We start from the raw sequence: 11,872 nt of genomic DNA, 5'->3' as shown, positions 1-11,872 counted from the left end.
TCACGGCAGGGCGACCTGCATCAGGATTTCGGCGATCACTTGATCTGCGCTGATGCCTTCGCCATGGGCCTCATAGCTCAACCCCAACCGGTGCCGCAGTACATCGGGGGTAATGGCGCGGACATCCTCAGGGTCGACATAGTCGCGCCCGTTTAGCCAGGCATGGGTGCGGCTGCATTTATCCAGCGCGATCGAAGCGCGCGGGCTAGCGCCCACCTCGATCCAGCGGCGCAGATCGTCGCTATAGGCCTCGGGCGTGCGGGTAGCCTGCACCAGATCGGCGAAATAGCGGTCGATAGCGTCCGAGACATGGATTCCGCCGATCTGGGACCGGGCGTCAAAGATCGCCTGTTGCGGGATTGGGGCGGGTTTTTCGCCTTTTGCTTTGCTCTGGGCGGCGATCTCTTCTGCGCGGACCAGCCGCACGACCTCAACCTCATCCTCGACCGGAGGGTAAGTGATGAGCACATGCATCAAAAACCGGTCCAATTGCGCCTCAGGCAGGGCATAGGTGCCTTCCTGCTCCACCGGGTTCTGGGTCGCCATGACCATGAACAATGGGGCCATCTTGTGCGTGGTCCCGCCCACCGTGACTTGCCGTTCCTCCATTGCCTCAAGCAAGGCGGCCTGCACCTTGGCAGGGGCACGGTTGATCTCGTCGGCCAGCACGATATTGGCAAAGATAGGCCCGGCCTCGAACCGGAATTCGCCGCCCTTTTCGGTCTGGTAGTAGACATCCGTGCCAGTCACGTCCGAGGGCAACAGATCGGGTGTGAACTGGATGCGACTGAAATCGCTTTCCAGGTTCTTCGCCATCGCCTTGATCGCGCGGGTCTTGGCAAGCCCCGGCAAACCTTCGACCAGCAGATTGCCATTGGCCAGCAAACCAATCAACAGGCGCTCGATGACGTCGCGCTGACCAATTATGGCCTGACCCATGCGTTCGCGCAGGGCGTCGATATGCGCGCGGGGGTTGGGAGTGTCGCTCATTCCGGCCATACCTTCGCCCAATCCTCTTTCATGTCGATGATCACCCATCCACGTGCGTCGGCCTCATCCAATCCGCGGACCAGCCTACCGATGTGGCTGTCGCGGTCGTAGGCGTATTCGCGGTCGGCATCGGTGTGATGAACGATCACGCCTAGGGCAGGTCTGTCGCCAGCGGTGGCATATTCCAGCATTTGGAAATCACCGTCCGAGTTGCCACCCACAAAGATCGGACGCCGCCCGATATGCGAGTCGATCCCAACAGGCTTGCCTGCCTTGTCATCCACAAAAGCAATTCCGGGGCCCTTGATAATTTTGGGCACACCTTCCACCACCTCATAGCTGGTCGGCGTGACCGAGCCTACGATCCGGTTGATCGGGATTCCGTAGGTTTCGCTGGCAAAGGCGCGCATGAAGTGGATGCCGCCACCCGACACGATCCACGTCTGAAACCCTTCGGCCTCGAGGTAATCCAGCAGTTCCAGCATGGGCGCATAGATCATCTCGTTGTATGGCCGGTTCGTGTCCGGGTGTCGGGCAGTGGCGATCCAGTCTGCGACATCGGCCTGAAACGCATCGACGGATACATCCGAATGCGAGACGTTCAGGATTTCCATTAAACCAGCCTCTCCCCCGTCGGCGACGGCGGCCATATCGCCTGCAGCGGCAGCCTTTAGGACATCCGAGGTCAGGATCGACGGGTCCGCCTCAGCCTTTTCCTTCAGGCGGTCGAGTGCGTAGATAAGCTGAAAATAAACCGGCTGTTCACCCCACAGCGTGCCGTCATTGTCAAAGGTCGCAATGCGGGCCTCTTCGGGGACGAAATCGGAAGAGTTCGGATCGCTCACCCGTTCGACAAAGTCGATAATGGCGGCTTTGGTGGCGGTGTCGTTCCAGGACGCCAGCGGATCGGCCAGCGCGGGAAAAGAACCAAACGGCAAGGCAGCCACGGCAAAAACATAGCGTTTCATGAGAAATCTCTTTTGGTGCGAAAATGGCGCGGCATCGCTCCGCGCCATGAAGTTTTGTCCGGTCTAGGCCGTTACTGACTGCCGGCTGTTTGCAGGCTTCTCAGGACCTGATCAATTGAGAAGCTGGCCGGTTCCTGACGTGGCGGGTAGTCCTGGAACGTGCCAAGGAACTGCGCCACAATGGCCTGCGCGGGTACCAGCAGATAGGTCCGGTCCAGACGCCAGCGGGAATAGCCGATGGATTCGTCCTGCGCCCGTTCGAACGGGTCGGAATACAGGTCGATGATCTTGGGTAGACGCAAGAAAGTCAGCGGTTCCTGCCAGACGTCGAACCCATGGGCGCGCTGTTCGGCAAAGACCACTTTCCAGCGGTTGTACCGCAGGTTCACCAGATCGCCGCCATCCGAGAAATAGATGAACTCGCGCCGCGGGCCGACCTCAGTTTCCCCTCGGAAATACGGCATGAAGTCATAGCCATCCAGATGGACGGGCTCGTTTTCTTCGCCAAAGGGGGCCTCGGTGAGCATGCGCTCCTTCATGTCAGGATCGCCCAGCGCGGACATGAAGGTCGGGAACCAGTCCAAATGGCTGATGATCTGGTTTGACTTGCGACCGGGCTCAATAACGCCGGGCCATTTGATCATCATTGGAACGCGATAACCGCCTTCCCAGTTGTCGTTCTTTTCACCTCGGAACGGCGTAGTGCCACCATCGGGCCACGAGAACACCTCGGCCCCGTTGTCGGTTGAATACATTACGACGGTGTTGTCGGCGATGCCAAGCTCATCCAGCTTGTCCAGCATCTGGCCGACCATGCCGTCATGTTCGACCATGCCATCAGGATAAACGCCCAGCCCGGTCACGCCCTGACTTTCTTCCTTGAGATGCGTGTGGATATGCATCCGCGTGGTGTTGTACCACAGGAAGAACGGCTTACCCTGATCATGGGCGCGCTGCATGAAGTCCAGTGCCCCGGCTGTGACTTCCTCATCTATGGTCTCCATCCGTTTGCGGGTCAGCGGGCCGGTATCCTCGACCGAACCGTCCGCTGATGACCGGATCACACCGCGCGGGCCGAACTGTTCGCGGAAGGCCGGATCTTTGGGATAATCCTCGTTTTCAGGCTCTTCTTCGGCGTTCAGGTGATAGAGGTTGCCGAAGAACTCATCAAATCCGTGGTTGGTGGGCAGGTGTTCGTCCAGATCACCCAGATGGTTCTTGCCATATTGCCCGGTCATATACCCCTTGGAGCGCATGTATTCGGCAATGCTGGGATCTTTCGGCGACATCCCTTCTTTGGCCCCCGGCAGACCCACTTTCAGCAGACCTGTGCGAAACCCTGACTGACCCGTGACGAAGGCCGCACGCCCTGCGGTACAGGACTGTTCCCCGTAGCTGTGCGTGAACAACATCCCTTCATTGGCGATTCGGTCGATATTGGGGGTTTCATACCCCATCATGCCCTGATTATAGGCGCTGATGTTCCAATACCCGATATCGTCGCCCCAAATGACCAGGAAATTCGGCGTGTCGTTCGCGCCCTGGGCCAACACCGGCGCGCCCAGAGCGGCCAGCGCCAAAACCCCACCGCTGAGCGGGCGGGCGGCCTGTTTGATTAATTGTCGGAATAAAAGCAATGTTTGTCTCCCTGAACTCGAAATAACCGGGGGGTAATGCCTTCGGCTTGTGGACATGGATACGATGTCACGCCCCCCAGCTGCCCGAGACGCCTCGGGCTGTGTGATGACAACTTACATCCTGTCCACGCGTATCAAGTGATAGCACATTTCACTTGTCATTTCACGCCAGAGCCGTGCAAAAATTTATATACCTCAATAATTTGCTCCGTCTCCAAAGTAATACATAAATAAAATCAGCATTAACGATGTCAAAACTAAAAACCGCCACCACGACCGCAGCCGGGATGGGACATTTGCCGGACCGGCTGCAAAGCTGCGCCGGACCGGCAGCGGTTGAGCGAGTCTTTGAACGAGCCAACATTCCGATTGATGTGCTGAACGATCGGTTTGTGCGAATCCCGCTATCGGCAATGGTCGGTGTTTTTGCCGAGGCTGAACGCGTGTCGGGCCACCCGTTTTTCGGATTGCATGTCGGGCTTGGAATGTCCGGGGCGGAAATTGGTCCGTGGTTCGAATTTTCCGGTCAGGCCCCTACGTTGCGTCAAGGGATTCATCGTCTTGCGCGGGCCATGCCCCTGTTCCAGAACGGCCCCCGCGTTTGGTTGGTTGAAATGCGCAGCGGCGGAATCATGCGCTATTTCGTCCCGCGCGGTGATGACGTCCCCATCTGCGCCCACAGCGACCACAACATCCCATTGATGCTGGGATTTGTCCGACGCTTCCTTGGTCCTAGCTGGCGACCGCGGTGGATCGAAATTGACTACCCCGACCGAGGCCAAGGGGATGAATTACGCGATTTGTTGCAGTGTCAGCCGCTTTACGGCCGCTCGGCGCTGTCCCTGCCGCTGACCGCTATTGAGTTGGATACGCCGCCATTGCAACACAGCATGGCTGAGGCGTCTATGTGCTGGGCGGATGTTCAGGCAAAAATGACAGCGCCCGGCAGCGACTTCATCATCGCGTTGGAGGCCTGCATCCTGCTGGATATGTTTGAAGGCACCCCTGAACTGGACTCCGTTGCACGTCGCATGAGCATGAGTAAACGCACTCTTCAGCGGCGCCTGACGCTTGAAGGGCAGTCCTTTCGAAAACTGCTGAGCAAGGTCCGTCATCGCCGCGCCCTAAGCTTGCTGCGCGATACGGATTTGGGCTTGACCGAGATCGCCCACAGGCTGGGGTATAGCGACATGGCCAACTTTACCCGAGCGTTCAAAACTTGGGTGGGATACGCGCCATCCATTGCCCCGCGCGGGCAATAACATGCGCTCGCCAAATTTAGAAAGCTGAGGGCGTCGGAGAAATTCTAGGTGCCTACTGGGTTCAGGGCTTTTGATTTATTGCGTTCTGAGTAATTCACTGCGCCTAGAACAAGTGGTGACCCTTTGCGATTTCTTCTGCCTGCACGCTGTCTGCGACAGCCATAGTGGCCCGCGCGCCAAGGCAAGTACGGACTCCAATTCATAGACGACAAGGTGCAATCGGAGCGTTCGGCACGGCTGATACAATTGATACAACATGCGACACAACCCGGACACTTGGACCACATAGCTTACCGCTATTGAACGGCAGATCGGCTCAGTGGCGGCCTAGTTGTGCATGCACCCGCAGGAGGATGGCGGGAAGTTGCCCTCTGATCCCATTTTGCCAGCTGGTTTGGAGAGGAACGCTTCGTGATTTGGATTTCGCATAAGGCAAAGGACGGCGACACGCTGGCCTCGATCGTAAAGCAATACAAAATCAAGGATCAAAACGCGATCCTGAAATATTCCAAGAACAAGAAAGTCTCGGTGCGTCTGAAGAAAAGCGAAGCGCTCAAAAAAGGGGAAGTCGTCTGGGTTCTTAACCCGAAAACAAAGGCTTATGTGGTCTCGGACGGTAAGCGCAATGTTCTGCTGGATGAACGCGGTTACAAAGCTACGGTCAAAGAGGTCCATCGCGTAATGGACCGCGCGCTGGAACATCAGCGGATCAATTTTTATGCTGCCTGTGATCGTCACAATGCCCAGATCGAGATCAACAACCAACAGCGCTATGTCTACACGTTCATCAACGCGGTAAGCCGCGCCGAAGATCCGCGCCCCTACTACACCAAAGCAGCGGCGGCCTACAAAACATTGGCAAAAACCGTCTGCGGGCGCGACTACAAGGGGTTCAAGAAAGCCCTGGTCGCCTGCGACGCGGCTGTCGTGAATTACAACAATGCCGTCATCGCATGGGTTCATGGCCTGATTGATGCCACGGCGAAAAAGATCAAACAGGCGGGATATGTGCGAGCGGCGGGTGAATTCGCGACCTGCGCGCTTATTCTGACCGCCTGCCCTCCGGCCGGGTTGGGCGCAGGGATCGTTCTGAACGCCACAGCCGCCACCGTTACAGGGTTGGCCTTTGACGGCTACGACGCCATTGGCCGTGAAATCGCAGGCGAAAAGCAGATGTCGACAAAAGAAATCAGCGAAAGAATGGTGAAGAATGCGATCACCGGGGCTGCTGCAGGGTTGATCGTGGGTGGGGTAGTCAAGCTTGCGCGCCCCTATATCACAACCAGTGCCCTTAGCCCGGCCTTTTTGAAAACGTGGTCGGAACGCGCGGCACCCAGACTCGTGCCCAAGGGCATAATCAACGCCGAATTGAAGATAGCGGCCAAGGTTCTGGAAAAACGCGGCGGGCAGCTTGGCCTTGAAGTCTATATCCGTTCGGTCGCGCCCGAGCGTCTGCTGCCTCTGGCATTGCGCCGTTTTGCAACCCAGCTTGGAACGTCAGCAATGCTGAAGGTTCTTAGCAAAATGGAACTTGAGAAACTGCTTATGCCATGGCTCAAAAGCGGCCCCAAAGAGCTTATGGGCGAGGACAACGTCAAATTGGGCAAGGCTGCGGCGAAATTCTTGATGGACGCTGGCCTGGGTAGTTCGTTGATGGAAACCTTGCTCAAACGGAACATGGACAAGTTCCGCGAAATCCTGCGCGTGCTGATCATTAAGGAAATGGAAAAAGCCGAGAAAGCCGCGGCGTGATCTTTGTTCGTCCGCGACAAATCACTTAGGCTTGGCTACCAGCCCAAAGCGGACTGGATGCATCACATCAGAACGGAAACGTAGTTTTCGACACTGGCTTTGTGCAGGCAATAGGCCAGCAACAGAAAGAAAACAGATGCAGGAACAGCCAGTTCCAGCCCTAGCCGGATGGACTTAGAAGAGCCGTCTCCGGTCGTTTTCAATCCCGGAATAGAAGACTTCCATTCGACCGGAAACAGCTCTGTCAGATATTTGTTCAGCTTAACCATGCTCAACTCATTAACAACTACACCTGCAATTTACCGGGGGCCAAATTAACCCAATGTTAATCCGTGAACTTTCTCCGTTTTCGGCTGTTTTTTGATCCAAATTTGCGGATAATTTTTTAAAAACGGTTTGCATTGTTCCGCTTGGTGCGACGATCAGCACCACAAACACCGCAAATCACCCCCAAATTCCCGAATGCACGATTCAAAAAAACTGTCGGCGGGGATTTTTTTTAGATCGTCAAGCTAAGGCGGCCAGTGCATACTGACCGCCTCATTGGATTTTGCCTTAAACAATTGAGAAGACGGAGTCTTCGTCGGTGCCATCCACGTATATCGTGAAGCTTGCCGGGCTTCCGTCTGCCACGTCACCGTCACCGGTCGGGTCGACGCCATCCAAGGCGTCTTCCCCTGCCGCTAAGGTAAAGTCCAAATCAAAGTCATCGACTTCGATTGTTGTCAGCGTCTGGAAGTTGTTGATCCGCAGCTTGTCGTTATTGTCGACGCCATCAAACGCGAGGTAGAGCGTGTCATAGGTGCCACTGGGCAGAATCGCGACATCTTCGACCGTCTTGTCGGTTGTGGTCATCTGGGTCAGGTCAATCCGCCCGCTGTCGATCAGGACAGGTGGAACGACGCTGGTATCCCAGGCCTCCCAAACCAGATCCAGTGGATCATTGCCCTGTACGCCACCGCCATTGCCGGTCACGTCCAGTTCGAACCCTGTGGTTGATGCCGAGTTGATGTTGGTGATCTCGATGACCTCGTTGATCTCGATATTGCCGTCACCCATGCCAAAGCCACCGCCGCTGTTCGGGTTCAAGCGATAGTCGCCATCGCCCGCTTCGGTATTGAAAGAGGCCCCCAGATTGTATGAGGTCTGGCCATTGGTCATACCTTCAACAACACTCCCGGAACCACCGTCGAACGTAAGATTGCCGAGATTAGTAAAGATAAACTCATCTTGCGGCGCACCGGCGCTGACCGCGTCAAAATCGAGGTCCAGCAGGTCCGAGGGCGGATCAAGAAGCATGGTGAACTGGTAGGATCCGGTATTCGAACCAGCACTGTCGTTCAGCACCAGAGTGTACAGATCCTGATCATCCAGCGTTCCGCCGTCTATCGTCCCGGTTACGGTTTGTGTCATCGGATCATAGACCGAGTCGACATAAACCTCGCCGCCCGGCGCATCGGGATCGCTGTCGTACAACATGAAACGCGCGGGAACGGCTGTCACCGACAACGTCGCCTCATCGGCACCTTCAAAATAGTCGAACGTATCCGACGTGGTGTTGTTTGTGTCGGACGAGAATGAGACCGGAGCACCCACTGTGTTGCCTTCGACGTCATTGTCACTGGCTTCATCCGCAACCGGGGAATTGCCCAGATAGGGGCTGTCATCCTTGACGTCAATTGTCACCGTCAGCGCCTTGGAGCCTCCATTTCCATCCAGCACATAGACGGTGAACATTTCCTGTTCGGTCACGCCGTCGGTGTCATGTTCGGCAGAGCCGGTCAGCGTATAGGTCACCGTTCCGTTATTGTTGATCGCCAATGTCCCATAGAGCCCCGCAATCTCGTCGCCGGGGGTATAGTTCATCGCGGTTGACGTGCTGGACAGAAACGGCATGTCATTTGTGTCCGGGTCGCTGATGTTCAGGTCAATCGTTTGGACAATGTCTGAATTGCTCCCCGAGTCCGGTATTGTGTTCGGTTCGGGCTGTGTTCCGGTGGACAAGCCACGTTCATAAACCGTCGCCGACCCGTTCGAACCGTTCGGGCCGTCATTCTGCCCCTGAACCTCGATCGTGACGGTCGCAGAGTCCGAGGCGCCCTCTCCGTCATAGGCAATGTAGTCGAACTCGATATAGGCGGTTTCGCCAACACCCAGGCTTTCAAACTCACCATTGGGGTCATAGTCGAAGGTGCCGTCTGCGTTGAAATCGACCAAAATACCGGTGTTGCCCGCAATGGGGTTGCCCATGTCATCCACGCGCGTCAGGGCGCTGCCGATATCTGTAGACAATTCAGCAGCAATCAACGGCGCGTCATCGACATCTGTGTCATTGCCCAACACAGTTGCCATATTGGTTTCACCCGCGTCTTCGCTGATGGTCCGTGTGTCGTCCACAGCGTCGGGCGCCTCATTGCCGGGCAAAACAGTGACGCGGACAACGCCCGTATCTTCACCGCCATTGCCATCGCTGACTGTGTATTCGAACGTATCGATGCCAAAGAAGCCTTCAGCAGCGGTGTAGACCAACTCGCCAGTGCCCGCATCCAGTTGAACTGTGCCACCGGTATCGGTCGTGATCATCAACCCGTCGCCCAGTGAATTGTCCGAGCCACCTGCCGGGCCGGCTTCATCCGCGATGTCTGCAATTCCGATGACCTCAAGGTCAAGCTTGTCAGCCGTGGGCCAGATATCCACATCCGTGTCGTTGAACACGACATCAATACTGACATTGTCGGTCGTGTCCTGATCGAACTCGACCGCGTCATCGACCGCGTCCGGGTCATCGTTTTCGCCGAGGATCATGACGCTGACCGTCGCCTCATCCCCGTCCTGGCCGTCATTGGCCTCGTAGGTGAAGGTGTCGTAGACGATGGCCCCTGCCCCCAACGAGTCGAACCCGTTGGTCAGCGTGACGTCACCATCAGTCATGTCACTCAGCGTTGGGTCGGTGCCATCGGTGTCTATATACAAAACGCCATGATAGCGGGCGTCATAGGTGAACGTTCCATTCGTCTTAAAGTCGAACAGCGGGTTCTGAGGATTGCCGGTGATACTGGCCGCCAGGCCATCCCCATCGGTATCCGTATCGTTGTCCAGAACACTGTTGCTTGGATTAACCTTTAGAACATCGTCTTCGCTGACAGAGAATAAACCGATGTCGTCCATTGCATTAGGAATAGCCATTATTTTGCCCCCAAAATAAAAACAAAAGCAGTCTTGGCCGCACAAGCTACCAAGCCGTACAGCGCGCAATTCGCCAAACTCGTGACGCGCAAATTTTGTGACTGTGCCGTTCAACATCTGACGCGATGTCAATAAACTCCAGTAAACGGCACCCTGTTGGCTCTTTAGGTCTAATTACCCAGCCTCGCCCCGAGAGTATCAAAAAATCCATTTCAATTCAAATGATTGCAAGCGCAGGTCGAGTTGACAGGCCTTGCAAATAACGCTTGCTCTATACGTTACAAACCATTCAGGGTTCAAATAGGCCCAATCTGAATACCAAGCCAAATTAGGCGCTTACCCCAAACTTCCCGTATCATACCATCTGCAATTTCGCGGTGCTTCTCAATCTATCCCCGGTTTAGGACTGCCGAACCTATAGCCTAATTATTGCCACAATTTTGCCCAATTTTTGCCGAATTTCTCGAGCCCATAGTCTCAAGTTGATTCGAAACACTGCGCGTTACTTTATGCCTTTCACACGTCGTGAAATGCCTGGTCAGTATTGCTGTAAGCCGGGCCTATTTTTCGCGAATTCAATTCGGAATTCTGCCCCCATATCTGAAGGCTCAACCTTCAGCGTGGCCCTATAGCCTTCGAGGATCGCGGCAACGATCGCAAGACCCATTCCAGTGCCGCCTTCTTCGCGACGCGTTGTGAAGAAGGGCTCGGTTAGCCTGTCTGCGTCGTGTTGTGAAATCCCTTCACCGTTATCCAGAACCCGCAGGACACTATCAGAATAAGACAAGATCACCTCGGTAGCACCGTGGGACCTTGCGTTCTGAGCCATGTGCAGCAAAACAACCTTCCCGTGTTCCTCTGACAACGGCAGCATCAGGTTCTGACCCTCGGCAATCCGAATTTCCAGCCCTTCCACAGCGGGCAGCATGGCAGGCAACAGACCCGGACCCGATTTCGGGGCTTGCCGCAACTTGCTTAGCTCACGCAGCCGGCCCAGTAGAGTGTTCATGCGCGCAGCTTCGGTCTGGATATTGTCCAGCAGCCCGGCGCGATCTTCAGGCGACAGCGCAGGTTCGGACAAAAGCTCAGCGGCTCCAGCGATCGAGGTGACTGGGGATTTCAGTTCATGCGTCACGTGATCGGTATAAATCGCAATCTCACGTGATCGGGCCTGCAACGTATCGGCCATCGACAACATGCTTTCACCAAGATCGGCCAGTTCCCGCATCCCGTAATGTGCAAGCGGGTCCGAGACAGGGGTATCCCCCGAAGCCACCCGGCGCGCCTCATCCCGCAGGCCCCGAACCGGACGGGACATCAGCCGGTGCAAAAGCCATCCGATCAATGCAGCACCGCTCAGCGTGAACAGCGCCATTATGATCAGCGCGTCTCGTTCGCGGTACAGAAATTTGCTGAGGTTCAGCGGCGTGCGGGACAGCAGGACAACCCCGATGACACGGTTCTGTGCCAGAACGGGATAGGCCACGAACACCCGAAACCCCGTATCCCGACTGATCGAGGTCAGCGGATGGCGGTCAAATTCATCTGCACGCGCCCGTAACGTCGTACCGACGCGACCAGTCAATGCTTGCTGCACTTCGGGCAAATCGGCGAAAGCACGCAACCCCGCCTCGCCGGTGCCCTGCCCCTGATGGTCCAGAAAAATCACCCCGGCCAGAGTGCTCTTGCCCGCAGACCGGGCCAGATCGGCCATGCCCGGCAAAACTGTTTCATGACGCGGATCGGATATCGCCCCGACCTTTGGTCCCTCCGGCAGTGGCGGAAGAACCCGGTCGCGGCGCACGTTTATCTGGGCCCGGATGGGGCGGACATCGGCGGCCCAGAACGCTTGCATTTCGGGCGCAAGTTCCGGGCCGATCTCGGGTCCGTCCATGGCCTGAAAGCGGGTGCGAAAAATCTCGGCGTAGACGGCAGCCTGTTTCAGCAGCACCTGTTCGGTTTCCCGCACAAACTGGTTCGAGGTTAGCTGCACCGTCATCATGGCCGCCAGCGGTATTGAGACCAAAGCCACACAAACCAGCGCGACGACAAACGCCATCGACGGGCGCCATTTTCG

General features: G+C 56.3%; 8 protein-coding genes. 2 read left to right on the top strand and 6 right to left on the bottom strand.

Going from position 1 to position 11,872, the window contains the following annotated elements; translation table 11 throughout:
* The 3 genes from ACR0DB_RS18945 to ACR0DB_RS18935 all read right to left on the bottom strand — a co-directional run bounded on the left by ACR0DB_RS18945 (position 1) and on the right by ACR0DB_RS18935 (position 3,595).
* Complete coding sequence (locus ACR0DB_RS18945) at positions 1 to 999, bottom strand: AAA family ATPase (RefSeq protein WP_480552506.1); 999 nt, start codon at positions 997 to 999, stop codon at positions 1 to 3.
* Positions 987 to 1,958 (bottom strand): HAD family hydrolase, encoded by a 972-nt coding sequence (locus tag ACR0DB_RS18940; protein WP_480552505.1) that lies wholly within the window; start codon positions 1,956 to 1,958, stop codon positions 987 to 989. The genes ACR0DB_RS18945 and ACR0DB_RS18940 overlap by 13 nt, the downstream gene beginning before the upstream one ends.
* A 71-nt stretch (positions 1,959 to 2,029) precedes the next feature.
* Positions 2,030 to 3,595 carry an arylsulfatase gene (locus ACR0DB_RS18935; RefSeq protein WP_480552504.1) on the bottom strand — a complete coding sequence of 522 codons (1,566 nt, stop codon included), beginning with the start codon at positions 3,593 to 3,595 and terminating at the stop codon, positions 2,030 to 2,032.
* A 248-nt stretch (positions 3,596 to 3,843) separates the two neighbouring features.
* On the opposite strand from ACR0DB_RS18935, the gene ACR0DB_RS18930 reads away from it, so the two are divergent.
* On the top strand, positions 3,844 to 4,857 hold the full coding sequence (locus tag ACR0DB_RS18930) for a helix-turn-helix transcriptional regulator (protein WP_480552503.1): 1,014 nt from the start codon (positions 3,844 to 3,846) through the stop codon (positions 4,855 to 4,857).
* Positions 4,858 to 5,268: 411 nt separating this feature from the next.
* Entirely contained in the window at positions 5,269 to 6,609 is a 1,341-nt protein-coding gene (locus ACR0DB_RS18925) for a hypothetical protein (protein ID WP_480552502.1), read from the top strand.
* A gap of 62 nt (positions 6,610 to 6,671) precedes the next feature.
* On the opposite strand, the gene ACR0DB_RS18920 is transcribed toward ACR0DB_RS18925, so the two are convergent.
* From ACR0DB_RS18920 to ACR0DB_RS18910, 3 genes are all read right to left on the bottom strand, one after another.
* Positions 6,672 to 6,878: a hypothetical protein gene (locus ACR0DB_RS18920; protein WP_170787205.1), complete on the bottom strand. Its 207-nt coding sequence runs from the start codon at positions 6,876 to 6,878 to the stop codon at positions 6,672 to 6,674.
* 286 nt (positions 6,879 to 7,164) lie between these two features.
* Positions 7,165 to 9,795, bottom strand: coding sequence for an Ig-like domain-containing protein (locus ACR0DB_RS18915; protein WP_480552501.1), 2,631 nt, complete (start codon positions 9,793 to 9,795; stop codon positions 7,165 to 7,167).
* A 538-nt stretch (positions 9,796 to 10,333) separates the two neighbouring features.
* Positions 10,334 to 11,854: a histidine kinase dimerization/phospho-acceptor domain-containing protein gene (locus ACR0DB_RS18910; RefSeq protein ID WP_480552500.1), complete on the bottom strand. Its 1,521-nt coding sequence runs from the start codon at positions 11,852 to 11,854 to the stop codon at positions 10,334 to 10,336.
* Positions 11,855 to 11,872: the final 18 nt, after the last annotated feature.

It is taken from the genome of Ruegeria sp. AB6, from assembly GCF_056542685.1.
The sequence above is the reverse complement of the archived record's forward strand: the minus strand, read 5'-3'. Positions and strand labels throughout refer to the sequence as shown.

Coding starts and splice junctions, on each gene's coding strand:
- ACR0DB_RS18945 (WP_480552506.1), bottom strand. CDS start 999: ATGGCCGGAATGAGCGACACTCCCAACCCCCGCGCGCATATCGACGCC.
- ACR0DB_RS18920 (WP_170787205.1), bottom strand. CDS start 6,878: ATGGTTAAGCTGAACAAATATCTGACAGAGCTGTTTCCGGTCGAATGG.
- ACR0DB_RS18930 (WP_480552503.1), top strand. CDS start 3,844: ATGTCAAAACTAAAAACCGCCACCACGACCGCAGCCGGGATGGGACAT.
- ACR0DB_RS18915 (WP_480552501.1), bottom strand. CDS start 9,795: ATGGCTATTCCTAATGCAATGGACGACATCGGTTTATTCTCTGTCAGC.
- ACR0DB_RS18940 (WP_480552505.1), bottom strand. CDS start 1,958: ATGAAACGCTATGTTTTTGCCGTGGCTGCCTTGCCGTTTGGTTCTTTT.
- ACR0DB_RS18910 (WP_480552500.1), bottom strand. CDS start 11,854: ATGGCGTTTGTCGTCGCGCTGGTTTGTGTGGCTTTGGTCTCAATACCG.